The organism is Pantoea anthophila (assembly GCF_026104315.1).
Classification (GTDB): Bacteria; Pseudomonadota; Gammaproteobacteria; order Enterobacterales; family Enterobacteriaceae; genus Pantoea; species Pantoea anthophila.
Genome location: NZ_CP110473.1, coordinates 573300 through 595390, shown reverse-complemented (window position 1 = coordinate 595390; position 22091 = coordinate 573300). Strand labels below are relative to the sequence as shown.

Annotated in this window: 27 protein-coding genes and 1 other RNA gene; 15 read left to right on the top strand and 13 right to left on the bottom strand. The window is 58.7% G+C overall.

The genetic code is table 11. The features are described from left to right. The first annotated feature begins 193 nt into the window (after window positions 1-193). From OJ965_RS05455 to OJ965_RS05410, 10 genes are all read left to right on the top strand, one after another. Entirely contained in the window at window positions 194-1498 is a 1305-nt protein-coding gene (locus tag OJ965_RS05455) for an MFS transporter (RefSeq protein ID WP_111208115.1), read from the top strand. A gap of 87 nt (window positions 1499-1585) precedes the next feature. Beyond that, a complete protein-coding gene (exuR, locus tag OJ965_RS05450) occupies window positions 1586-2362 on the top strand; it encodes a transcriptional regulator ExuR (protein WP_009087356.1) in 777 nt (258 codons plus the stop codon). A gap of 321 nt (window positions 2363-2683) precedes the next feature. Further along, entirely contained in the window at window positions 2684-3358 is a 675-nt protein-coding gene (locus OJ965_RS05445; protein ID WP_009087358.1) for a DedA family protein, read from the top strand. Next, window positions 3358-3705: an EnvZ/OmpR regulon moderator MzrA gene (gene mzrA / locus OJ965_RS05440; protein WP_009087359.1), complete on the top strand. Its 348-nt coding sequence runs from the start codon at window positions 3358-3360 to the stop codon at window positions 3703-3705. Before OJ965_RS05445 ends, mzrA begins: the two co-directional genes overlap by 1 nt. Before the next feature lie 191 nt (window positions 3706-3896). Continuing rightward, window positions 3897-4271, top strand: coding sequence for a DUF1090 domain-containing protein (locus OJ965_RS05435; protein WP_009087362.1), 375 nt, complete (start codon window positions 3897-3899; stop codon window positions 4269-4271). A gap of 35 nt (window positions 4272-4306) precedes the next feature. Next, complete coding sequence (locus tag OJ965_RS05430; protein WP_009087364.1) at window positions 4307-4612, top strand: ElaB/YgaM/YqjD family protein; 306 nt, start codon at window positions 4307-4309, stop codon at window positions 4610-4612. Between the two features lie 2 nt (window positions 4613-4614). Continuing rightward, entirely contained in the window at window positions 4615-5010 is a 396-nt protein-coding gene (locus OJ965_RS05425) for a phage holin family protein (protein WP_009087366.1), read from the top strand. After that, window positions 5010-5294, top strand: coding sequence for a YqjK-like family protein (locus OJ965_RS05420; RefSeq protein WP_009087368.1), 285 nt, complete (start codon window positions 5010-5012; stop codon window positions 5292-5294). Before OJ965_RS05425 ends, OJ965_RS05420 begins: the two co-directional genes overlap by 1 nt. A gap of 202 nt (window positions 5295-5496) precedes the next feature. Continuing rightward, window positions 5497-5907, top strand: a complete 411-nt coding sequence (locus tag OJ965_RS05415) for a DoxX family protein (RefSeq protein WP_009087370.1) — start codon at window positions 5497-5499, stop codon at window positions 5905-5907. A gap of 76 nt (window positions 5908-5983) precedes the next feature. Then, window positions 5984-6958, top strand: a complete 975-nt coding sequence (locus tag OJ965_RS05410) for a glutathione S-transferase family protein (protein WP_140924887.1) — start codon at window positions 5984-5986, stop codon at window positions 6956-6958. Between the two features lie 61 nt (window positions 6959-7019). On the opposite strand, the gene OJ965_RS05405 is transcribed toward OJ965_RS05410, so the two are convergent. The 3 genes from OJ965_RS05405 to rsmI all read right to left on the bottom strand — a co-directional run bounded on the left by OJ965_RS05405 (window position 7020) and on the right by rsmI (window position 8832). Further along, window positions 7020-7247, bottom strand: coding sequence for a flagellar biosynthetic protein FliR (locus OJ965_RS05405; protein ID WP_050544646.1), 228 nt, complete (start codon window positions 7245-7247; stop codon window positions 7020-7022). Window positions 7248-7553: 306 nt separating this feature from the next. After that, window positions 7554-7932, bottom strand: an RNA gene (rnpB, locus tag OJ965_RS05400) — RNase P RNA component class A. 33 nt (window positions 7933-7965) lie between these two features. Then, window positions 7966-8832 carry a 16S rRNA (cytidine(1402)-2'-O)-methyltransferase gene (gene rsmI / locus OJ965_RS05395; RefSeq protein WP_265138172.1) on the bottom strand — a complete coding sequence of 289 codons (867 nt, stop codon included), beginning with the start codon at window positions 8830-8832 and terminating at the stop codon, window positions 7966-7968. 62 nt (window positions 8833-8894) lie between these two features. On the opposite strand from rsmI, the gene OJ965_RS05390 reads away from it, so the two are divergent. From OJ965_RS05390 to dolP, 4 genes are read left to right on the top strand one after another with little or no spacing between them, the layout of a single operon-like run. Continuing rightward, a complete protein-coding gene (locus OJ965_RS05390; RefSeq protein WP_058956502.1) occupies window positions 8895-10928 on the top strand; it encodes a penicillin-binding protein activator in 2034 nt (677 codons plus the stop codon). Continuing rightward, on the top strand, window positions 10886-11281 hold the full coding sequence (locus OJ965_RS05385) for a YraN family protein (protein WP_009087381.1): 396 nt from the start codon (window positions 10886-10888) through the stop codon (window positions 11279-11281). Before OJ965_RS05390 ends, OJ965_RS05385 begins: the two co-directional genes overlap by 43 nt. Before the next feature lie 14 nt (window positions 11282-11295). Further along, the gene (gene diaA / locus OJ965_RS05380; protein ID WP_003855538.1) at window positions 11296-11883 is read left to right on the top strand and encodes a DnaA initiator-associating protein DiaA; all 588 of its coding nucleotides are present in this window, start codon (window positions 11296-11298) and stop codon (window positions 11881-11883) included. Window positions 11884-11897: 14 nt separating this feature from the next. Beyond that, window positions 11898-12470: a division/outer membrane stress-associated lipid-binding lipoprotein gene (gene dolP / locus OJ965_RS05375; RefSeq protein ID WP_111208112.1), complete on the top strand. Its 573-nt coding sequence runs from the start codon at window positions 11898-11900 to the stop codon at window positions 12468-12470. 52 nt (window positions 12471-12522) lie between these two features. On the opposite strand, the gene OJ965_RS05370 is transcribed toward dolP, so the two are convergent. Beyond that, the gene (locus OJ965_RS05370; RefSeq protein ID WP_154929170.1) at window positions 12523-13227 is read right to left on the bottom strand and encodes a pirin family protein; all 705 of its coding nucleotides are present in this window, start codon (window positions 13225-13227) and stop codon (window positions 12523-12525) included. 129 nt (window positions 13228-13356) lie between these two features. On the opposite strand from OJ965_RS05370, the gene OJ965_RS05365 reads away from it, so the two are divergent. Then, window positions 13357-14256, top strand: coding sequence for a LysR family transcriptional regulator (locus OJ965_RS05365; RefSeq protein WP_009087386.1), 900 nt, complete (start codon window positions 13357-13359; stop codon window positions 14254-14256). 18 nt (window positions 14257-14274) lie between these two features. Here OJ965_RS05365 and OJ965_RS05360 read toward each other — a convergent pair whose 3' ends face one another. The 9 genes from OJ965_RS05360 to OJ965_RS05320 all read right to left on the bottom strand — a co-directional run bounded on the left by OJ965_RS05360 (window position 14275) and on the right by OJ965_RS05320 (window position 21895). Continuing rightward, window positions 14275-16185 (bottom strand): BglG family transcription antiterminator, encoded by a 1911-nt coding sequence (locus tag OJ965_RS05360; RefSeq protein WP_009087389.1) that lies wholly within the window; start codon window positions 16183-16185, stop codon window positions 14275-14277. 122 nt (window positions 16186-16307) lie between these two features. Next, window positions 16308-17048: a 2-dehydro-3-deoxy-phosphogluconate aldolase gene (gene dagF / locus OJ965_RS05355; protein ID WP_009087391.1), complete on the bottom strand. Its 741-nt coding sequence runs from the start codon at window positions 17046-17048 to the stop codon at window positions 16308-16310. Next, a complete protein-coding gene (locus OJ965_RS05350) occupies window positions 17045-18166 on the bottom strand; it encodes a DgaE family pyridoxal phosphate-dependent ammonia lyase (protein ID WP_154929171.1) in 1122 nt (373 codons plus the stop codon). Before OJ965_RS05350 ends, dagF begins: the two co-directional genes overlap by 4 nt. Next, window positions 18150-19280 carry an amidohydrolase/deacetylase family metallohydrolase gene (locus OJ965_RS05345; protein ID WP_265138168.1) on the bottom strand — a complete coding sequence of 377 codons (1131 nt, stop codon included), beginning with the start codon at window positions 19278-19280 and terminating at the stop codon, window positions 18150-18152. Before OJ965_RS05345 ends, OJ965_RS05350 begins: the two co-directional genes overlap by 17 nt. Window positions 19281-19323: 43 nt before the next feature. Next, on the bottom strand, window positions 19324-19965 hold the full coding sequence (locus OJ965_RS05340) for a DUF4310 family protein (RefSeq protein ID WP_265138166.1): 642 nt from the start codon (window positions 19963-19965) through the stop codon (window positions 19324-19326). Window positions 19966-19976: 11 nt separating this feature from the next. After that, a complete protein-coding gene (locus tag OJ965_RS05335; RefSeq protein ID WP_009087399.1) occupies window positions 19977-20753 on the bottom strand; it encodes a DUF4311 domain-containing protein in 777 nt (258 codons plus the stop codon). Window positions 20754-20887: 134 nt separating this feature from the next. Further along, window positions 20888-21187: a DUF4312 family protein gene (locus tag OJ965_RS05330; RefSeq protein WP_009087401.1), complete on the bottom strand. Its 300-nt coding sequence runs from the start codon at window positions 21185-21187 to the stop codon at window positions 20888-20890. Window positions 21188-21189: 2 nt separating this feature from the next. Beyond that, entirely contained in the window at window positions 21190-21546 is a 357-nt protein-coding gene (locus OJ965_RS05325) for an SFCGS family glycine-rich protein (protein ID WP_009087404.1), read from the bottom strand. A 13-nt stretch (window positions 21547-21559) separates the two neighbouring features. Continuing rightward, window positions 21560-21895, bottom strand: coding sequence for a glycine dehydrogenase (locus OJ965_RS05320; protein WP_009087405.1), 336 nt, complete (start codon window positions 21893-21895; stop codon window positions 21560-21562). Between the last annotated feature and the right edge of the window lie 196 nt (window positions 21896-22091).

Here is a 22091-nt window from a genome sequence, read left to right as displayed (position 1 = left end):
TCTCAACTTTTAAAGTTGTATAACAAGTTAGGCTCTGGCCCCATCGTGAGGTCGCAGGCGACCCACACATGGCAGGGTAAAAACGGGGTTGCTGACACAGAACCTGCGGGCGTGAGCCGAGCAGTATCACGTGCTGTCCCGCTCCAGATAACAACAGCGGCATGACCGCATACAGAACTGGAAGAGGTAGAGGATGCGTAAGATCAAAGGGTTACGCTGGTACATGATTGGGCTGGTGACGCTCGGCACGGTACTGGGCTATCTGACCCGCAACACGATTGCGGTGGCGGCACCGACACTACAGACCGAGCTGCATATCACCACGCAACAGTACTCCTATATCGTGGCGGCCTATTCGGCCTGCTACACACTGATGCAGCCGGTGGCAGGCTATGTGCTCGATCTGCTCGGCACCAAAATTGGCTATGCGGTGTTTGCCGTATTGTGGGCGATCTTCTGCGCGGCCACGGCGATGGCGGGCAGCTGGGGCGGCTTTGCTCTGGCGCGCGGTGCCGTCGGGGCGGCTGAGGCCGCGATGATCCCGGCGGGCCTGAAGGCGAGCAGCGAATGGTTTCCGGCCAAAGAGCGTTCGGTGGCGGTCGGCTACTTCAACGTCGGCTCCTCCATCGGCGCGATGCTGGCTCCGCCGCTGGTGGTCTGGGCCATCATGGCGCACAGCTGGCAGATGGCCTTTATCATCACCGGCGTGCTGAGCATGGTCTGGGCGCTGTGCTGGCTGCTGTTTTATAAACACCCGAAACAGCAGAAGAAACTGAGTGAGGAGGAGCGCCATTACATTATCTCCGGTCAGGAGGCGCAGCATCAGACCGGCAACACCCGCAAAATGTCGGCGCTGGAGATTATCCGCAACCGCCAGTTCTGGGGGATTGCTCTGCCACGTTTTCTGGCCGAACCGGCGTGGGGCACCTTTAACGCCTGGATCCCGCTGTTTATGTTCAAGGTTTACGGTTTTAACCTCAAAGAGATTGCGATGTTTGCCTGGATGCCGATGCTGTTTGCGGACTTCGGCTGCATTCTGGGTGGCTACCTGCCGCCGCTGTTCCAGCGCTGGTTTGGCGTCAACCTGATCGTCTCCCGCAAGCTGGTGGTGACGATGGGCGCGGTCCTGATGATTGCGCCTGGCACCATCGGCCTGTTCACCAGCCCCTATGTCGCCATCGCGCTGCTCTGTGTGGGCGGGTTTGCTCATCAGGCGCTTTCCGGTGCGCTGATCACCCTCTCCTCTGACGTTTTTGGCCGCAATGAGGTTGCCACGGCCAATGGCCTGACCGGCATGGCAGCCTGGACCGCCAGTACGATGTTTGCGCTGGTGGTCGGCGCACTGGCTGATACGCTGGGCTTCAGCCCGCTGTTTGCCGCGCTGGCGGTGTTCGACCTGCTGGGTGCGGTGGTGATCTGGACCGTACTGAAAAACAAACCGGTTGCCGAACTGAGCGCTGAGGCCGCCCTGCCGCCTGCGAATGCCGTTCGCAGCTAACCCACCGGGCTGGCATACGCCAGCCCATTTCCTCCCGCCGCCTGAAGTGGTATAACAACTTATCTGTTTTGCTATCAGGACTGTGCCATGGACCTCACCGAATCCCGTCGACTCTACCAGAAGCTGGCCAGCGAGCTGAAAAGCCGTATTGAAACCGGGATCTACCCGGTCGGTGACAAGCTGCCCGCTGAACGTCTGATTGCCGAAGAGATGGAAGTGAGCCGCACCGTGGTGCGCGAAGCGATCATCATGCTGGAAGTGGAAGGCTATGTGGAGGTCCGTAAAGGGTCGGGCATCCACGTCATTGCCAGCCAGCAGCAGAATCGCATCGCGCCGACCAGCAGCCAGCTGGAGTTCGCGACGTTCGGTCCGTTTGAACTGCTGCAGGCACGTCAGCTGATTGAGAGTAACGTGGCGGAGTTTGCCGCCACGCAGGTGACGCGACAGGACATCATCGACCTGATGGCGATTCAGGAGAATGCCCGTAAGGAAGATCACTTCCGCGATTCAGAGTGGGATATGCAGTTTCATGTCCGCATCGCCCAGTCCACGCAGAACAGCGCGTTAGCCGCCATCGTTGAAAAAATGTGGCTGCATCGTCAGCACAATCCCTACTGGCTGAAACTTCACGAACACATCGACCAGCGCAGCATTCTCAGCTGGTGCGACGACCACGATCAGATCCTCAAAGCCCTGATGCGTAAAGATCCCGCCGCCAGCAAACTGGCGATGTGGCAACATCTGGAAAATACTAAACAGATGCTGTTTAACGCGACGGCGGATGATTTTGAATTTAATGTCGACCGATACATGTTCGGTGAGAATCCGGTCATCCTTCCTGACGGCTCCAGCCACGCCCGCTAAACAGCCTGAACGCGCCGGTGAGGGTCAGTTAATCTGCAATAGTGTCAGGTCATGTAAAGCTCCTTTTTACACGCCGTTTCACAAGGTAAAACTCCTGTTCGTCAGCGAGTTTTCCTGTCTCAGACAGGTGATTTTTGTTACAGTTATCGCCCTTTTATTACCCTTTGAGACAGGGGGTTATAAAATCGCTGATTTAACAATCAATTCTGGAAGGATCCGGAAAATCCCGCCCAGGCTGCGCTCCTAAAATTTATAACGACATGCCGGTCTGCGTTTAAGTCCCTGTGGGACATGTTTAACAATGATGTTCAGGAATGATTGATGGATATTCTGCAAGCGTTGCTGCATGCCCTGTGGCAACAGGATTACGAGACCCTTTCCGACCCCACGCTGGTATGGGCCATTTACGGCGTGCTGTTCATGATTCTGTTTCTGGAAAATGGCCTGCTTCCTGCCGCGTTTCTGCCGGGTGACAGTCTGCTGATTCTGGTCGGCGTGCTGATTGCCAAAGGCACCATGAGTTTCCCCTTAACGATTCTGGTTTTAACCACCGGGGCCAGTCTGGGCTGCTGGGTGAGCTATATCCAGGGTCGCTGGCTCGGCAATACCCCCACGGTACAGAAATGGCTCTCCCATCTGCCCGCCCAGTACCACCTGCGCGCGCACAGCCTGTTTCACCGCCACGGCCTCTCTGCCCTGCTGATTGGCCGCTTTATCGCCTTTGTGCGCACCCTGCTGCCTACCATCGCCGGCCTGTCCGGTCTGAGCAACGCCCGCTTTCAGTTTTTCAACTGGGTCAGCGCGCTGCTCTGGGTGGTGATTCTGACCGTTATCGGCTTTGCTCTGGGTAAAACACCGATTTTCCGGCGCTATGAAGATGAGATGATGTTCTTCCTGATGATGCTGCCGCTGGCGCTGCTGGTCTTCGGGCTGGTAGGTTCGCTGGTCGTTTTATGGCGTAAACGTCAGGCGAATCAGAACGGGAAAGCCGAGTGATGAAAGCGTTGCAGGCGATTCCAAAACGGTGGATGCCGTGGTTGATGGCGGGCGCGCTGGCGCTGATCGCGCTTTGCGTGGTTCCCGCCCTGATGCAGCACGAGACGGTGGTGCAGATCCGGGTTTCCCATGCGGGCGCGACTCTGCCCGATGGCTTTTATCTCTATCAGCAGCTCAGCGCGCAGGGTATCCGTATTAAAAGCATTACCCCGGCGGGCGATGCACTGATTATTCACTTTGACAGCGAAGAACAGAGTCTGGCGGCACAAAAGGTGTTACGCCGCCTGCTGCCACAGGGCTTTATCGTGGCGCAGCACGATCACGCTCAGCATCTTTCCCTGGCCTGATACGCCCCGTCCCTGCTTTTCAGGCCGTCGCGGCATCGCGTGGCGGCCTGACAGCCTCTCTATCTCCCGGTCTTCTTTGAACTTTTTACGTTGCGTGTCTATGCTTAACGGAGAGTCGATTCTCAGCATCCGCGATCCACATCTGATCCCGCTGCTGAACAATCAGGTCGCAAAGGAAGGTACCCAAACGGATGAAATATCACCTATTACTGGGCGTCGCCCTCTTTTCGCTGTCTGGCTCACTGCTGGCCGCCGAATCGCTGTGCGAGCAGAAAGAGCAGGACATTAAGCACGAAATTGAGATGGCGCAGAAGCATAACAATCTGCGCCGGGTCAACGGCCTTGAGCGGGCGCTGACCGAAGTCCAGGCGGACTGCAGCGACAAAAAGCTGGAAGCCGCCCATCTGGAAAGAATTAACGCGCAGAAGCAGAAAGTGGCTGAGCGCGAGCACGAACTCAGGGAAGAGCGTGATGAGGGCCACGACAGGGAGAAGATTGCGAAGCGACAACAAAAACTGGATGAAGCGCGCCGGGAGCTGAAAAAGTTACAGGCGGAGCCCTATTAATCGGAATTAATCTACTGATGTTAAAGGAGTATTTTATGTCTAAAGACACATCATCGGAACATCTGCGTGCTGAACTGAAAAATCTGGCTGATACCCTGGAAGAGGTGCTGAGCAGCAGCACTGAAAAATCGAAAGGGGAGCTGGATAAGCTTCGTAATAAAGCGCGTGTGGCGCTGGACAGCTCACGTGAGCGCCTGGGTGAATCAGGCGAACGCCTTGCGGCGACAACCCGTGAAGCGGCGCAGAAGGCGGAAGGCTACGTGCGTGAAAATCCCTGGCATGGTGTGGGTATCGGTGCAGCGATTGGCGTCGCACTGGGCATGCTCATTTCGCGTCGCTGATTATGGCTGATTCACAGCAGAACCACGGCCCGGCTAAAGGGGTCATTAACATCGGCCAGCGTATTGTCACCACGCTGGTTGGCATGGTCGAGACGCGCGTTCGTCTGGCAGTGGTGGAACTGGAGCATGAGAAAGCCAACCTGATACAGCTGCTGTTGATGGTGGGCCTGACGATGCTGTTCACGGCCTTTGGTCTGATGAGCCTGATGGTGCTGATTATCTGGGCAGTGGATGCGCAGTATCGCCTGATGGCCATCGGGATCACCACCGGCACTCTGTTCCTGCTGGCGGTTATCTTCGGACTCTGGACCCTTCACAAATCCCGTCAGTCCACGCTGTTACGCCACACGCGTAAAGAGCTGGAGACTGACCGTAATTTGCTTGAGGAGCAGCGCTGATGAGCCGCCGCGAGCGTGAAGAACGCATCCATGAACTGCTTAAGCACGTGCAGCAGCAGCGGCTGGATTTAAGCGCGGCGCGGCGCGACTGGCTGGAAAGTACCGCCCAGTACGATCGTGGCTGGTTCACGTTCCTGAGCTTACGTCGCTATCTGGCGATTGGCAGCAGTGCGCTGGCCGTCTACTCGATTCGCAGTCCCAACCGGCTGCTGCGCTGGGCCAAGCGAGGATTTGGTGCCTGGAGTACCTGGCGCATGATTAAGTCCGCCCTGCCCCCGCGTTAACTCTCTGAAAAGCCGGTCCTGAAAAGACCGGCTTTCTTCATCAGTTTTTCTGAAAAACACTGACAGTTTTTCCTGCTTACAACCTTTTCACGCCGCGATTATCATCTCCAGCTATCAACCCAATGAAAAGCATCACTGCTTTCAGCGGGCACAAACCCTGCGGGCAGCCTGCCCTGCACTACTGATAACGCTGGAGTAAATGATGAAAAAATTCGAAGATACTGGTCTGTTGCTGGCTCGCATCCTGATGCCAATCCTGTTCATTACCGCGGGCTGGGGCAAAATCACCGGTTATGCAGGCACCCAGCAATATATGGAAGCGATGGGCGTGCCCGGCTTTATGCTGCCGCTGGTTATCCTGCTGGAGTTTGGCGGCGGTCTGGCTATCCTGTTTGGTTTCCTGACCCGTTTTACCGCGCTGTTCACTGCCGGCTTCACCATCCTGACCGCGTTCCTGTTTCACAGTAACTTTGCCGAAGGCGTGAACCAGCTGATGTTCATGAAGAATCTCTCTATCGCCGGGGGTTTCCTAGTGCTGGGTCTGGTGGGTCCGGGCGCATACAGCATTGATCGCCTGATCAGCAAAAGAAAACCGCAGGCGATTGCGCACTAATCTCACATAACGTGTAATGCCACATATACTTAGCAGGGCGGGGACATTTCCCCGCCCTGTTTGCTTTGGAGCCATTATGGGACAGTTAATTGACGGTGTCTGGCATGACACCTGGTACGACACCAAATCGACCGGCGGACGCTTTAAGCGCTCAGAGTCCGCCTTCCGTAACTGGGTGACCGCCGATGGCAGCGCAGGCCCGACAGGCAAGACGGGGTTTACCGCCGAACGCGACCGCTATCATCTCTATGTCTCGCTGGCCTGCCCCTGGGCGCACCGCACGCTGCTGATGCGTCAGCTGAAGGGACTGGATAACCTGATCGACGTCTCGGTGGTGCATCCACTGATGCTGGAGAATGGCTGGACGTTTGACGATACGTTTCCGGAGGCAACCGGCGACAAACTCTATCAGAATGACTTCCTCTATCAGCTCTATCTGCACGCCGATCCGCACTACAGCGGTCGCGTCACAGTGCCGGTGCTGTGGGACAAGCAGCAGAACACCATCGTCAGCAACGAGTCTGCCGATATCATTCGCATGTTCAACAGTGCGTTTGATGCGGTGGGTGCGCGCGCCGGGGATTACTACCCGGTTGCCCTGCGTGAGAAGATTGATGAGCTGAACGGCTGGATCTACGATACGGTGAACAACGGCGTCTACAAAGCGGGGTTTGCGACCTCACAGAGCGCCTATGACGAGGCCGTCACCGCCCTGTTCCACTCGCTGTCGCGCCTGGAGCAGATTCTGGGCCAGCACCGCTATCTGACCGGCGATCAGCTGACCGAAGCGGATCTGCGGTTGTGGACCACGCTGGTGCGTTTTGATCCGGTTTACGTCACGCATTTCAAATGCGATCGTCACCGGATTGGTGATTTCCGGAATCTCAGCGGTTTCCTGCGCGACATCTATCAGATGCCGGGCATCGCGGAGACGGTCAGTCTGCCGCATATTCGTCATCACTACTACTGCAGCCATAAAACCATTAACCCGCACGGCGTTATCTCTCTCGGCCCGGCGTTTGACTGGAATGAGCCGCACGGTCGCGATTAAGCGGCATCAGCCCCACGCCGTGGCGCGGGGCTGAGTCTCACCCCGGCGGCGTCCCGCGCCCTCAGCGAAACCCCACCAGAATGTTGTTCACCGCGCTGAAGATCTCATTCATCTGATCCTGAAACAGGGTCGGAAGGTTATACATCAGCAGCAGCGCCCCCAATCCCAGGGTGATGGAGATGGGGAAGCCAATAACAAAGATAGAGAGTTGCGGTGTCAGGCGGTTAAGTAAGCCCAGCGTCAGGTTCAGCGCCAGCAGCAACGTCACCACCGGCATCCCAATCTGCAATCCACTGCTGAAGATCAGGCCCGCAGCCTCGGGTAACCGATAAATCGCGCTGGTCTATCGCCCGCTGACTGAACAGGCCCCGCTCAGTCAGTCCGGTGAAGCGGGTATGGAGGGCGAGCGCTAGCCGGGGCTGACCGACAGCGCCAGAAAGCAAAAACCCCGCCGGAGCGGGGTTTTGTAGTAAGACGTCGAAGCTGACCGTTAAGCCGCGCTCCTTTCATGAAAAGCGTCGTGGACAGTCATTCATCACCGAATGCACGTCGCCTGAAAGCAAAAACCCCGCCGGAGCGGGGTTTTTTAGTAAGAAGTCGAAGCTGACCGTTAAGCCGGGTTCTGTCGTGGACAGTCATTCATCTAGGCCAGCAATCGCTCACTGGCTCAAGCAGCCTACCCGGGTTCAGTACGGGCCGTACCTTGTGAACCCCTATTTGGCCTTGCTCCGGGTGGAGTTTACCGTGCCACGAACTGTTGCCAGTCGCGCGGTGCGCTCTTACCGCACCCTTTCACCCTTACCTGATCCCATTTCTGGGCCATCGGCGGTTTGCTCTCTGTTGCACTGGTCGTAGGCTTGCGCCTCCCAGGCGTTACCTGGCACCCTGCCCTATGGAGCCCGGACTTTCCTCCCCTCTGCCCGTCTCCCCACAAGTGAGGACGACGACAAAGCGGCGACTGTCTGGTCAGCTTCGGCGCGGGATAATAGGGCATTCGCCCGCATTTGTCACGCCTCTTGCTGCTCCAGCGCATACTTATAAAGCGCATTTTTCTTTACGCTGTGGATCTCAGCCGCCAGCGCAGCCGCCCGCTTTAACGGCAGCTCTTTCTGCAGCAGCGCCAGCGTTCGCAGCGCATCCGCCGGAAGCGCGTCCTCGTCATCGGCCTTGTGGCCTTCAACGATCAGCACCATCTCGCCTTTGCGACGATTCTCATCTTCTTTTACCCACGCCAGCAGGTCGGCCACCGGCGCACCGTGGATCGACTCCCAGGTTTTGGTCAGCTCACGCGCCAGCACCACATAGCGATCCCCGCCTAGCTCACTCACCATATCCTGCAGGCTGTCGATCAGACGGTGGGTGGACTCATAGAAAATCAGCGTACGCGGCTCCTGCACCAGCGCACGCAGAGCGTCACAACGCCCCTTGGTTTTGGCCGGCAGAAACCCTTCGTAACAGAAACGATCGGACGGTAGCCCGGCGGCACTTAACGCCGCAATGGCGGCACAGGCGCCTGGCAGCGGCACCACCCGGATGCCCGCTTCGCGGCAGCGGCGCACCAGATGGTAGCCCGGATCGTTGATCAGCGGCGTGCCAGCATCCGAAACTAAGGCTATGCTTTGACCCTCCTCCAGCTTCGCAATCAGCAGTTCAGCCTTGTGCTGTTCGTTGTGATCGTGAAGTGCGAAGAGTCGCGCATTGATGGCGAAATGTTGTAGCAACAGCCCGGTATGACGTGTATCTTCCGCAGCGACCAGATCGACGCTCGAAAGCACCGTCAGCGCCCGCTGGGTGATATCACCCAAATTACCAATCGGGGTTGGAACGATGTAGAGCGTGCTGGCAGAAATCTCTGCCCGATCGAGTTGTTTCATTGTTTCATCCGAATTGCCGATTTAATATTGAGCATCTTGAAAAAAACATCACTGGATACAGTATGCTTCCTTCAAAAGTCGTTCGTCATAAAGCAGGACGCTTTCTGCCTGTCATTCTTGCTGGGCTGATTTTAGCCGCGTGTAGCGGTCAGGGGCCGCAAACCTCAACCGTCAATATTCAGGGGCCTGCCACAGCCAGCTCCGCTTACTATCTGCAGCAGGCGCAGCAAAGCAGCGATGATAGCAAGACCGACTGGCAATTACTCGCAATCCGCGCCCTGTTGAAGGAAGGAAAGTATCCTGAAGCGACCCAGCAACTGAGTCAGCTGCCGCAGCAGCTCTCTGAGACGCAGCAGCAGGAATCGCTGCTGCTGAAAGCGCAGCTGCTGATTGCCCAGCAGAAGATCAAAGAGGCTGAGCCACTGCTGGCTGACGTGAAAACCGGTGCATTATCGAAGGATCAGCTGGCGCGTTTTTACAGCCTGCAGATCGCCAGTGCACAGGGTCGCCCTTCTCTCTCCCTGTTGCGCACCTACATTGCGCAGGAGCCGCTGCTGACCGGCAGCGACCATCAGGCTAACATCGATGCTACCTGGCAGGCGCTGACGCAGATGTCGCCGCAGGAGGCCAGCAACCTGGTCATTAACGCCGATGAAAACGTGCTGCAGGGCTGGCTCGACCTGCTTGCCGTCTGGCGGGCTAACACCCAGGATGCCGGGATGCTTAAGTCGGGCATCAAAGACTGGCAGACCCGCTATCCCCAGAATCCGGCGGCCAAAACGCTGCCGACGCAGCTGAGCCAGATGCAGAACTACACCAAAGCCTCAACCAGCATTATCGCGCTGCTGCTGCCCATGAATGGTCAGGCGCAGGTCTTCGCGAATGCGATCCAGAAAGGCTTTACTGACGCGAAGAATGGCGTCTCCGCCCCTGCCGCCCAACCGGCCGCCGCACAGCCCGCCGCGACGGATGGCACGGCCAGCACGCAACCGGCAGCTGTCGCCGGCTCGGCTTCCGACCCGATTAGCGCGCCGCAACAGCAGGCGGCTGAGGCCACCCCGCAGGCGCAGCCTCAGTCTCAGCCTGCCGCCACTGCCGAACCGGCCAGCAACGCTCAGATTAAGGTCTATGACACCAGCAGCCAGCCGATTGAGCAGGTGATGCAGCAGGCCCAGCAGGATGGCGCCACCCTCGTGGTGGGGCCACTGCTGAAGAGCAACGTGGAGAAAGTGGCTAACAGTCAGACGCCACTCAATGTTCTGGCGCTTAACGAGCCGGAAACGATCCAGAACCATCCGAATATTTGCTACTTTGCGCTTTCTCCTGAAGACGAAGCGCGCGATGCCGCGCACCATATCTGGGATCAGGGCAAACGCGAGCCGCTGTTGCTGGTTCCGCGCAGCGGTCTGGGCGATCGCGTCACCAATGCTTTCGCGCAGGAGTGGCAGACGCTGGGTGGCGGTACCGTGATGCAGCAGCGCTTTGGCTCGACCGCTGAGCTGAAGCAGGGCATCAACAGTGGCGCGGGCATCAGCCTGTCAGGCACGCCGGTGAATGCGGCCCCTGCCCAGCAGCAGCAGGGTGTGTCCATTGCCGGCCTGACCATTCCGGCACCGCAGCAGAGCACGCCAGAGGCCGTCAGCACCAGCAGCGGCGGAGGCGTTGATGCGGTCTATATCGTTTCCACCCAGGATGAGCTGCAGCTGATTAAGCCGATGATCGCCATGCGCACCGGCAGCCGCAGCAACATTTCGCTCTATGCCAGCTCGCGCAGCGCGCAGGCGGGTGCCGGTCCCGATTTCCGTCTGGAGATGGATGGCCTGCAGTTCAGCGATATTCCTCTGCTCTCCGGCAGCAATCCGGGCCTGATGCAGCAGACCTCGAAGTCATTCAACAATGACTACTCGCTGGTGCGCCTCTATGCCATGGGGATGGATGCCTGGACGCTGGCCAATCACTTTAACCAGATGCGTCAGTCACCGGGTTATACGCTGGATGGCAACACCGGTAAGCTCAGCGCCAACACGGATTGTGTGATCAACAGGAAGTTGACATGGAACCAGTATCGTCGGGGCGAAATCGCACCGGCCAACTGACCCGCCGTCAGACTGGCGCCCGGTATGAAGAAGATGCCCGGCGCTATCTGGAGCAGGCGGGCCTGAAATGGGTCGCCAGCAATGTTCACTTTCGCGGGGGTGAACTTGACCTGATAATGCGTGACGGGCACTGTTGGGTGTTTGTCGAAGTTCGTTACCGCCGCGATGCGCGCTACGGTGGCGCACTCGCCAGCATCACCCGCAGCAAACAGCAGAAGCTGCTGCGCGCTGCCGCTCTCTGGCTGGCGCAACGCGGCGGCAGTTTTGCAACAGTGAATTGCCGTTTCGACATCATCGCCATTACCGGCACGGCGCTCGAGTGGCTGCCGGATGCCTTTAATGCAGACGTTTAGAACCAGGTGGTTGTGTGCAGGAAAGAATTAAAGCGTGTTTTACTGAAAGTATTCAGACCCAGATTGCTGCCGCTGAGGCGCTGCCCGATGCCATCTCCCGTGCGGCCATGACGCTGGTGCAATCTCTGCTGAACGGCAATAAGATCCTGAGCTGCGGCAACGGCGCCTCATCCGCCAATGCCCAGCACTTCGCCGCCAGCATGATCAACCGTTTCGAAACCGAGCGCCCCAGCCTGCCGGCGCTGGCGTTAAGTGCAGACAACGTGATGCTGACCGCGATTGGTAACGATCGCCTGCACGATGAAATTTATGCCAAGCAGGTGCGCGCGCTGGGCCACGCAGGTGATGTGCTGCTGGCCATCTCAACCCGTGGCAACACCCGCGACATTGTGAAGGCCGTTGAAGCCGCGGTAACACGCGATATGACGATCGTTGCGCTTACCGGGTATGATGGCGGTGAGCTTGCCGGACTGCTGGGCCCGCAGGATGTGGAAATCCGCATTCCCTCACACCGCAGTGCCCGGATTCAGGAGATGCATATGCTCACCGTTAACTGCTTATGCGATCTGATCGATAACACCCTCTTTCCCCATCAGGAATGACCGAAGGAGCACGAATGAAAGCATTGAACGCTATCGCTATTCTGTTAACCGCCATGCTGCTGCAGGGCTGTGTCGCCGTGGTTGCCGGTGGTGCAGCGGTTGCCACCAAAACCGCCACCGACCCGCGTACGGTCGGCACGCAGGTGGATGACGGCACGCTGGAGCTGCGCGTCACCAATGCGCTGGCGAAAGATCAGCAGATCAAAACCGATGCCCGCGTCATCGCCACCGCCTATCAGGGCAAAGTGCTGCTGACCGGTCAGGCGCCGTCGCAGGAGATCGCCAATCGTGCCAAACAGATCACCATGGGCGTGGATGGCGCCACCGAGGTCTATAACGAGATCCGCATTGGTCAGAAAGTGACGCTCGGCACCACCTCGTCAGACACCTGGATCACCACCAAGATCCGCTCGCAGCTGCTGGGCAGCGATCAGGTGAAATCCTCCAACGTGAAGGTGACCACCGAGAATGGCGAAGTGTTCCTGCTGGGTCTGGTGACGCAACAGGAAGCGCAGGCGGCGGCCGATATCGCCAGCCGCGTCAGTGGCGTGAAGCACGTCACCACTGCCTTTACCCTGCTGAAGTAACACGTAAGACGCAAAAAAGGCGGCCATGGCCGCCTTTTTTATTGCCTGAGGATCAGACCGGGATGTCTATGACCAGTGCCCGGGTCGCCGTTTTCGCCGTCAGCGTCAGCAGCGACTCTTCCTGCAGAAAGGCACCGTCGCCGCACCCGAGCGCTTCCCGATGCGCTGCACCCGATCGGGCTTCCAGCGAACCGTGAATCGACTGCAGATAGGCGCGCGGCCCCTGCAGATGCAGCGCATGCTGCTCGCCCGGTGCCAGTTCGACCTGATGGATCCACACCTGCTGACGCAGTTGCAGGCTCTCATCCACGCCATCCGGCGAGGCGATCAGCTGAGAGGTGCGGCCCGCCGTCAGGGCCAGTTTCTGCATCCGCGGATTCTCACGCTCCGGGCAGGCGGCCAGCCACAGCTGCATACGGGTCAGCGGGCGCTCTTTGCTCAGGTTGATTTCGGTGTAACTGACCCCCGGCTGGGCTGAGAGCAGCAACGCCTCCCCTTCCTGCACGCTGATCGTGTTGCCTTCGCTGTCGCGATATTCCGCTTCGCCCTGCAGCACGATGTTAAGCACATCGACCTGCGGATAGGTGCGCGGCTGAAAGGCGGCCCCTGGTGCCAGCACTTCCTGATTCAGTACGCGCAGTGACGCGTAGCCCATCAGTTTTGGATCAAAATAGTGGCCAAAAGAGAAACTGTAGCGGGCCTGCAACCAGCCAAAGTCGGCCTGGCCACATGCGGACGCACTGCGTGTCGTTATCATTATTTACCTCCGGCATCCGGTGACGAGGATCGGTCACGGACTCTATGCACACATGGTAAAAGTCTGGACGCCGGATTGTTAGCCAGTTAATCTGCCGGGCATGTTCAAATTTCCTGACAGAGAAACGGGATGGCTAAAGAGCGTGCGTTAACCCTTGAATCGTTACGCGTAATGGATGCGATTGATCGACGTGGTAGTTTTGCGGCGGCGGCCGATGAGCTGGGCCGCGTGCCCTCTGCACTCAGCTATACCATGCAGAAGCTGGAAGAGGAGCTGGATGTGGTGCTGTTTGACCGCTCCGGCCACCGCACCAAATTTACCAACGTGGGACGCATGCTGCTGGAGCGTGGCCGGGTGCTGCTGGAAGCGGCCGACAAACTCACCACCGATGCCGAAGCGCTGGCGCGGGGCTGGGAAACCCATCTGACCATCGTGACCGAAGCGCTGGTGCCCATCGACGCCCTCTTTCCGCTGGTGACGCGCCTGGCCGACAAAGCCAATACCCAGTTTTCGCTGGTCACCGAAGTGCTGGCGGGGGCATGGGAGCGGCTGGAACAGGGACGGGCCGATATCGTCATCGCCCCCGATATGCACTTCCGCGCCTCAACCGAGATCAACACCCGCAAGCTCTACACCATGATGAGCGTCTATGTCGCCAGTGCCGACCATCCGATCCATAACGAGCCGGAACCGCAGTCTGAAGTGACGCGGGTGAAATACCGCGGCATTGCGGTGGCGGATACCGCGCGTGAGCGCCCGGTGCTGACCGTGCAGCTGCTGGATAAGCAGCAGCGCCTGACCGTCAGCAGCATGGACGACAAGCGCCGTGCGCTGCTGGCGGGTCTGGGCGTGGGAACCATGCCCTATCCGCTGGTGGAGCAGGATATTGCGGAAGGCCGCCTGCGGGTCGTGAGTCCGGAATATACCCGCGAGGTCGACATTATTATGGCGTGGCGGCGGGACAGCATGGGCGAGGCCAAAGCCTGGTGCCTGCGTGAGATCCCGCGCCTGCTGGCGAAGAAAAACTGACGGCGGCAGAGCCTCGCGTTAAGAGCGGCTCAGGCAATCCATCGCCACCGCTCTGAAACTGCTGAAGTCAGTGCTCTCCCGCAGGCGGATCATCGCCCTTTCCCGCAGAAACGTGACAAACAGATCGTAGATCGCCATCGCCTCTTCATATTCGCTTTTGCTGATCGCCAGCAGGAAAATCACATAGGCGGTGTCGTCGCCCCAGGCGATGCCCTGCGGGGCCAGCACGGTGTAGACCACGGTTTTCTTCGCCAGCAGCCCCAGCGAGTGCGGCAGCGCAATGCCTTCGCCGAGCATGGTGCTGACAATCGCTTCGCGCTCCTCCACCGATGGATAGAAAGCAGCATCCACGAACCCCTCCGCCTCCAGCTGATCGCACAACTGCCGGAACAGTTCAGACTGGGTCATTGGCCTGTCGACGATATGAAAGTGCTGAGCATCAAAATATTTCGTCAGCATATAGGGACGGGTACGATCCACCAGCACCAGCTTGCCGATCTGCTCCAGCTGAAACCCGGTGGGAAACGGTGACATCACCACCACCGGTTTCTCTTTTTCGCTGAGCCGGATGGTCGAGATCACAAAGTCCTCATCGATGCGGCTGCGCGCCTCATATTCACGCTGAGAGAGGCGTGCCGTCACCTTCAGCTGCGGGTATTTGCGCAGCAGCATCGCCTCAATCATCCGCAGCGTCGAGTTACCGCTGTCGCAGACCAGCAGCACCTGGGGATGACGCTGATAGCCCACGTCATAGTGGCGCTCCAGCCCGACACCGATGTGCAGCACCAGAAAGCCAATCTCATTCTCGCTGATGACGTAAGGGGTATATTTCCCCCAGCTGGTCACCGCCGCTAAGGTGACATCATAGGCCATGGGGTAGTGCTGCTTGATGTTGCTGAGCAGCGGGTTAGGAATATGGATCTGGTAGCGCACCCGGGTGATCATGGTCTTGATATGGGTAAGCAGATCGGCACGCAGTTGCTGATCGTTCTGCAGATTAAAGTTGTAGTAGGTGTTGATGAAGCTGAGCAGGTAATCCACCAGCGCATCGGCGTCATCCGCATTGATGGCGCTGGGGGCGATAGCCTGAATGCGCCGTGCCGCAATGTTGACCCGCAGCCAGTTCTCTTCAGCCGGTGAGATCGGTTTACTGACCAGCGGGCGCATCAGCGTAATCAGCTGGTGCGCCGCTTCGCGCACGTCATCCCCAATCTCCTCAGCGCCGGGATCGTTAAGCGGATAGCCTTCGCTGATACGGCGCACCGCCACCGCACAGTAGATCCGCAGATAGCGTTCTCCCTCATCGCTGAGGCGGATATTGTGTTCAGCAAAGCAGCGTTGCAGCAGCGGCTGGAGGGTTTCCAGCATACCGCTGTTGAGCGCTTCAATGGTCAGCAGCGGACTCTCCGGCTGTGACTGATCGATTTGCCACAGCAGATCGGTCAGACAGGTTCGGATCGCCACTTCGCTGCCGAACAGCTTCATGCCGTAGTGAGGCTTGCTTTCAATCGTCAGGTGATAGCGTCCCAGCCACTCGCGCACTTCCGCCATATCGTTCTGCAGGGTGGCGCGGCTGACAAACCACTCCTCGGCCAGCTCCTCAAGTTTCAGCGAATAGGCCGCGGTGAGAAACCGGGTCAGCAGATAACGGATGCGGTCGGGCGACGTGCGCGGGATGCGCAGCGGTGAGGCGCTGTGTTGCTGCAGATGCTGAAAGCGCTGAGCATCCTCAATCTTCAGCTGATAGCCCGCGCCGCGGCTCAGGACGAACTGCGCACCATGTTCAGCCAGCAGCGCATTCAGCGCCGTAATGTCGGTGCGTACGGTGCGGGTCGAGACGGCAAAACGCCGCGCCAGTTCATCCTGAGGCAGCGTTTCGTTTTGCAGGGCATCAAACAGTTGCGCAAGGCGCTGATTGGGAAATCTCACGACAGTTACCTGTTTACAGAGAAAATCAGGGAAACGGAAACTCAGCCTACGGGGATCGTGACGCAACGTCCATGTTGCGTGCGCGACCTGCCACCCGACCGGCCTGCCGCGCGGCGCGATCCTCAGGGCAGCAGCGTTTTACAGATCGCCAGCAACCGCTGCACATCCTCGATCCGGGTTTCACCACTCGCTTTGTCGATGATCGAACTGTAGACGTGCGGGATCACTTTGCTGACGCCCGCTTCCAGCGCAATGCGCACGATCTCGCCGACGTTCTCCAGATCGATGCCGCCGGTGGGCTCCAGCCAGAAATCCATTTTTGCGCAGGCGTCTGCCACGGCGCGATACTCATCCACCGCCTGTAAACCGCCCATCGGAAAATATTTCACCGAGCTGCCGCCCATATCCTGCAGCATGGCAATCGCGGTTTCGATCGGAACGATCCCGTCAGGCTGTGTTGCGCTGCGCGGGCCGGTTGAGATTTTTACCTTACCCGGCGTGCCGGTGGGTGAGATCAGACCGTTGACGACGGTCTGCGACTGGCCCAGCAGCGCCCGGCTGGTAGCCACGCCGGTGAAGACCTGATTGACATGCTGGGGTTGCAGCACCTCCGCCAGCTCACTCACCATCTGTGACTGCCGGGGATCGCCCGCGCCCAAGCCAATTGAGAGTGCGTTGTCGATCAGCGCAGCGTACTCGCTCATGTCGGCGATAGCAGCGTCATTGCTGGCATAGTTTTTTGACAGCACGCCGACCAGCACATGCCCTTCGGCCGCCTGCCAGATGGCGCGCGCATTCTCTTTTGATCCCGCCAGTACGTTAAGGCAGAGACGATCCTGATAGAAGTTGGGGGTCAGCGTCATGCGTTTTTCTCTCCGGTTAACAGCGTCTGAATACGGGTGAAAATGGTGTGCAGTTGATCGGCACTGACGCTGCGTACGTCCGCCTCAATGATCCCTTCATTAGCTTTGTAGCCACGGAAATAGATCGCGACGTCGCCGTTTTTCAGCGCCTGCACCAGATCGCCGGTGCGCTGCCCGATCGCCGCTTCGTCAAATTTGATCTCTGCACGGGCGATGTCACGTCCGGCGGCATCCCACACCACGCGGGCTGTGACGCCATTCAGATGGTTCAGCTGTTCGATGAACGGTGTCATTTTTTCCACCATCTGCGCGCCGCTGATTTTTGGCTGAGTCAGATAGTTTTCAATCGCGTGGGTCAGGCCGAGAATGCCCTCTTTCCCCACTTTCATCGCACGGCCAATGCCGTTGGTCTGGCGTTTGACCCACTCAACGTAGTGGTGGCGGCCAATCACCAGGCCGCTGGTCGGGCCTTCCAGCGCTTTTGCACCGCTGTAGATCACCAGGTCAGCGCCCGCCTCGTAGTAGCACTGCAGATCCTCTTCTGCGGCCGCATCGACAATCAGCGGAACGCCGTGCTGGCGCGCAACGGCGGCGGCCTGCGCCACATCAAGGTGGCTCTTCTGCACGCAGTGATGCGATTTCACATAGAGGATCGCCGCGGTCTGTGAGGTGATCGCCGCCGCCAGCTGCGCGGGCGAGCACTCATTGCTGTAACCCGCCTCTACCAGCTGGCCGCCTCCCAGCGCCACCATGCTGCCGACCGGTGCGCCGTAGTTCACGTTATGCCCTTTCGGCACCACGATCTGATGCGGGACGCTGAGCGGCGCGGCATGCAGGTTATCCAGCAGCCATTCGTCATCTTTTACGATGACCGCCGCCACGCTCTGGGCGATGCCTGCCGAGGCACAGGAGACCACCACCGCGTTCTCCACCTTCAGCAGACCGGCGATGTAAGCCCCGGTTTTATCGACCAGGTCTTTCATTTCGAAGTAGTGATCGAGGCCATATTTCACCGTGTCGATCACGTCGCTCGACGGCGTGGAGACGCCGAGAATCGTCATACGGCCAGAGGCGTTAATCACCGGCTTCAGGCCATACTTTTCATAAACCGAGGTCATGTGCTGCTCCTTCTTCTGTCGCGATCCACTGACCCGCGACGACTGCCGCCAGCGGGACCAGATGCTTCTCACCGGTTACCGTTTCACCTTCTGAATCGATGAAGGGCCGGTTTTCCTCTTTGACGTTAAAAATGGTCAGGTCGGCGTCATAGCCGACTTTCAGCTGCCCCTTGCGCGGCAGCCGCAGCCCTGCCGCCGCGTTGACCGTCACGCAGTCAATCACCTGCGGCAGCGTCATGCCGATGCTGAAGAATTTCGACATGACATGGGCCAGGCTGTGAACCGGGCCAGCCAGACGGTTGCGGCAGTAAATGTCAGAGCTGATGGTATCGGGCAGAATGCCCTGCGCTATCGCCACCCGGGCGACCTCAAAACTGAAACTGGCACCGCCGTGGCCGACATCAAGCTTCACGCCGCGCGCGATAGCCTGTTTAACGGCAGCCTTAAGTTCGCCCTGCGGCGTCAGAATGCGGTTGGGTTTGCCATTAAAGCAGTGGGTGATGATGTCGCCCGTGGTAAGCAGATCCGCAATCTGGTCAAGATTGGGCGGATTGTTGCCAATGTGGACCATCAGCGGCAGCCCGCCGCTCTGCTGCTGAATCGCCTTCGCGCGGATCAGCGGCTGGATACCGTTTTCACCCACCACGCTGCTGCTGATGCGCGCCTTCAGGCCCACGATAAAATCGGGCAGCCGGGCCACCGCCTGCTGCACCGCCTCGCCATCGATCTGCCTCATGTCGGCCAGTTCGTTCTGGGTGACGATACCGGTGCGGGCGATGTTGATCAGGGCATAAACCTGGGTCTGCGCCGCGCGGGTCAGCTGGTAAAAGTCATCAATATGATCGGCACCGGTGCTGCCCGCATCGACCACCGTCGTCACGCCGTGGGCCACGCCTATCGCATCGGCTTCATCATGGTAGATGGGGGATTTGGGATAGCAGTGAACGTGGGAGTCGATCCAGCCTGCGCTGAGGTAGTAGCGACCCGCCAGATCGCGTTCCTGGTGTGCGCTGCCCTGCACCCGGCCAACGGCGGCGATGCGGCCATCCTGCACCGCGATGTCGACCACCTGCTCATCGCTGAGTCGTGCAGCGCGGATAATCAAGTCGTACATGGTTTCTCCTTAACGGCAGCCCGCTACCGGGCTGCCGGTGAGATCAGAGCGCGATCGGGAAAATCGCACCGAGCATCATGGCGCCGAGGATGGCGCCACCGGTGATCGGCTTGTTCCAGAGATAGAACAGCAGCGCCCCCAGCAGTGAACCCAGACCAATCGGAATCGACGCCGTCATGGCTGACAGGATAATCAGCGGGCCAAGGAAGCGTCCGGAGGCATTACCCGCGCCCATCATGACGTCTGCGCCGTAGGTGGAGTCGCTCTGATTGATGGTGAATTTACGCGCCAGGATAATGACGTAGCCAATCGCCACCCCAATCACCAGACCCGTCGCCAGCGAGGCGGCAAAGTTCGCCACCGGGAAGACGATACCTGCGCCCAACAGCAGGGCCGGAACGCCCAGGCCGACACCGGTCTGAATCGCGCCGCCGATATCCAGAATCCCCACCAGCGACCCTTCGATAATGCGGGCGAACAGGAAGCTGGCACCAAAGGCGGCGACCGCGCCGTAGACGCCGGTCTCCATGCCAGAGCGCAGCATCGACACAAACGCCACTTCGTTGAACGCGCCGATGCCATAGAGGTAGTACATGTGGGTTCCGGCAAACACGCCGGCGGAGAGCAGGCCAACAAAGATCGGGAAAGACCAGTCGGCGTACCAGAAGCCTTTATTTTCGTTCATTGCATCGCCTCCTATTTGCCGCTGACGGAGTTATGGATCATGTCGAGCCAGCCGGGAATGCCAAGCTGGAAGGACTGCAGCAGTTTCATATCGAAACCGCGGAAGAAGCCGCTCAGCACAAACAGCAGGACGATGGCGGTCATCATCACTTTGGTGACCCGGTTCCAGCCGCTCTCTTCGACCCCTTTGCCGATCAGAATACCCAGCACCAGGCCCGGCACGGCATTGCCCATGATCAGCTGTGCCAGACCGCCAAAAATGGTGGCCCAGAAGCCTGACTTTTTGCCCGCGTCGATGGCCGCCAGCCAGAAGATGACCGGCATGACGGTGTTAACCAGCAGGTTAGCCGCCGGCACCAGCACTTTAACGGCCGTGACCTGAAGCGCCGCCGGAACGGCCGAGGCGGTGGAGTTGAGGAAGGCGACCACGACCATGCCGATAATGCCGCAGGCGATGGCCATTTTTTTCGGATTGTGCAGCGTTTCCGCCACGTTGCGGTTTTTGACCATCAGTGCCGCCGCACCCCAGTTTGGAATGATGCGGTGATCCACATCCTGGGTGAATGAACCGGCTGCAACAGAGGATGCCCAGGCGTTGAAAAAGAAGCCGAGACCAAAGGAGAAGTGGGAAGCGGGATCGCCTTCGCATGAGTTCAGCTCGCCCAGCGTACGAAAGGCGCCCATCCCCTGGGTGGTTGGCGCATGAAACATGCGTGCGGCACCCGCGCCGACGCCGACGCCCACCAGCCCGCCAATGATCAACGACTTAAACAAAATGATTAAAAACATGTTGTTGTACCTTGTTGTCGTTTTTTTAATCCCGTCAGACTTCAGCCGCCGCCGCCTCACTCCGGCCTGCCCGCCGCGCGTGCGCGACAGCAGAGGAGCGGGCTACAGACAGGCTGACGTTAACAGGCGCTGTTTTATGATGCCGCCGTAAACGTCACCTGTTCGGTGTCGAAAACGGTGACGCTGACGGTGATCTCCAGCGTGACGCTGTAGTTCCGCCGCTGGCGCGCCAGAAAGAAGAAGAGAAACTTCTCGGTTCTGACGCTCTCCTGCGCGCGCAGCACCCGGACATCCTGAGGTTCAATGCGCAGCAGAATTTTTTGCGTCGCGCGCAGAACCTGGTTCTGCACACGACTCAGGGCATCGGCGAAGGCTTTCGCTTTGGTGTCGCCTTTGCCCTCGACCGTCACCTGGGTAACGTAGTGTTCTTTCATAATCAGCTGCCGTGCTTCTTGTTCCAGGCCTGCACCAGCCGCTCACCCAGCTCTTCTTTGTCCATAAAGCCGAAGCCCAGTACGGTGGCCCCTTCGTTGATGGCGGTCACCCCTTCATCGATAGAGCGCATGCCATGCTTCGCTTTGTAGCCATATTTGTTCTGCGCGGTGATGGCGCCTGCGCCGCCGCTGCCGCAGAACGAGATGCCGAAATCGGCGTTTTCTGCCTTCATGACGTCACCCAGTTTCATGTCCGCCGCCACACCCGGCACCACCACCGCACGACCGCCCGCTTTTTCGATACCTGCGGCCACTTTCTGCCCTTTCCCTAAACGATCGCCAATCACGACTGTCACCATGTTCTTTTCCTCTTCAGTTGTTGGATCGTGCGACTTCAATGTGAACCGACAGCAGCCAGGCCTCTTCACGCGGCAGATTGCCAAACAGATCCACCACCTGCTGCGCCAGCGCGACGGTTTCCGGCGGAATATCCTCAAACAGCTCCGCTTCCACTTCCGGCAGCGGCTCGCCACTCAGAGAGCGTGATGCCATGGCCCGGACGTGGGATTCCAGCATCTGCTGCTGAACCGCGTTGGGCTGGATACCATGCTGCTGATAGATCGCCGCAATTTGCGTCATGACACGTTCTGCCAGTTGCTGCACTTTCTCCGGTGGCGCTTCATACACCGGGATGCCGTTATTGCTCACCTTGTTACTCCTGTTGAACCGGATAATTCGCGTTGAAAATAAATTAACCGTCCTGGCTCCCGCTGTGGAGAGGCAACATTTCCAGCAGCAAGCGGAAATGGAGGTGAAGGCTGTGCGTCAGATCGCAGAGTGCACACTTCGTGCGAAAAATGACTCTTTGTGCGCAAAATAATGAATTTAACCGTGCCGGATCTTG

What these genes read in the sequence shown, in the direction of transcription:
- OJ965_RS05390 (WP_058956502.1), top strand. Translation starts at nt 8,895, where the DNA reads ATGCTTCCTTCAAAAGTCGTTCGTCATAAAGCAGGACGCTTTCTGCCT.
- OJ965_RS05350 (WP_154929171.1), bottom strand. Translation starts at nt 18,166, where the DNA reads ATGACCTCGGTTTATGAAAAGTATGGCCTGAAGCCGGTGATTAACGCC.
- OJ965_RS05410 (WP_140924887.1), top strand. Translation starts at nt 5,984, where the DNA reads ATGGGACAGTTAATTGACGGTGTCTGGCATGACACCTGGTACGACACC.
- OJ965_RS05445 (WP_009087358.1), top strand. Translation starts at nt 2,684, where the DNA reads ATGGATATTCTGCAAGCGTTGCTGCATGCCCTGTGGCAACAGGATTAC.
- OJ965_RS05455 (WP_111208115.1), top strand. Translation starts at nt 194, where the DNA reads ATGCGTAAGATCAAAGGGTTACGCTGGTACATGATTGGGCTGGTGACG.
- OJ965_RS05420 (WP_009087368.1), top strand. Translation starts at nt 5,010, where the DNA reads ATGAGCCGCCGCGAGCGTGAAGAACGCATCCATGAACTGCTTAAGCAC.
- OJ965_RS05385 (WP_009087381.1), top strand. Translation starts at nt 10,886, where the DNA reads ATGGAACCAGTATCGTCGGGGCGAAATCGCACCGGCCAACTGACCCGC.
- OJ965_RS05330 (WP_009087401.1), bottom strand. Translation starts at nt 21,187, where the DNA reads ATGAAAGAACACTACGTTACCCAGGTGACGGTCGAGGGCAAAGGCGAC.
- dagF (WP_009087391.1), bottom strand. Translation starts at nt 17,048, where the DNA reads ATGACGCTGACCCCCAACTTCTATCAGGATCGTCTCTGCCTTAACGTA.
- OJ965_RS05340 (WP_265138166.1), bottom strand. Translation starts at nt 19,965, where the DNA reads ATGAACGAAAATAAAGGCTTCTGGTACGCCGACTGGTCTTTCCCGATC.
- OJ965_RS05430 (WP_009087364.1), top strand. Translation starts at nt 4,307, where the DNA reads ATGTCTAAAGACACATCATCGGAACATCTGCGTGCTGAACTGAAAAAT.
- OJ965_RS05415 (WP_009087370.1), top strand. Translation starts at nt 5,497, where the DNA reads ATGAAAAAATTCGAAGATACTGGTCTGTTGCTGGCTCGCATCCTGATG.
- OJ965_RS05365 (WP_009087386.1), top strand. Translation starts at nt 13,357, where the DNA reads ATGGCTAAAGAGCGTGCGTTAACCCTTGAATCGTTACGCGTAATGGAT.
- OJ965_RS05370 (WP_154929170.1), bottom strand. Translation starts at nt 13,227, where the DNA reads ATGATAACGACACGCAGTGCGTCCGCATGTGGCCAGGCCGACTTTGGC.
- dolP (WP_111208112.1), top strand. Translation starts at nt 11,898, where the DNA reads ATGAAAGCATTGAACGCTATCGCTATTCTGTTAACCGCCATGCTGCTG.
- exuR (WP_009087356.1), top strand. Translation starts at nt 1,586, where the DNA reads ATGGACCTCACCGAATCCCGTCGACTCTACCAGAAGCTGGCCAGCGAG.
- OJ965_RS05435 (WP_009087362.1), top strand. Translation starts at nt 3,897, where the DNA reads ATGAAATATCACCTATTACTGGGCGTCGCCCTCTTTTCGCTGTCTGGC.
- OJ965_RS05335 (WP_009087399.1), bottom strand. Translation starts at nt 20,753, where the DNA reads ATGTTTTTAATCATTTTGTTTAAGTCGTTGATCATTGGCGGGCTGGTG.
- OJ965_RS05345 (WP_265138168.1), bottom strand. Translation starts at nt 19,280, where the DNA reads ATGTACGACTTGATTATCCGCGCTGCACGACTCAGCGATGAGCAGGTG.
- mzrA (WP_009087359.1), top strand. Translation starts at nt 3,358, where the DNA reads ATGAAAGCGTTGCAGGCGATTCCAAAACGGTGGATGCCGTGGTTGATG.
- OJ965_RS05325 (WP_009087404.1), bottom strand. Translation starts at nt 21,546, where the DNA reads ATGGTGACAGTCGTGATTGGCGATCGTTTAGGGAAAGGGCAGAAAGTG.
- rsmI (WP_265138172.1), bottom strand. Translation starts at nt 8,832, where the DNA reads ATGAAACAACTCGATCGGGCAGAGATTTCTGCCAGCACGCTCTACATC.
- OJ965_RS05425 (WP_009087366.1), top strand. Translation starts at nt 4,615, where the DNA reads ATGGCTGATTCACAGCAGAACCACGGCCCGGCTAAAGGGGTCATTAAC.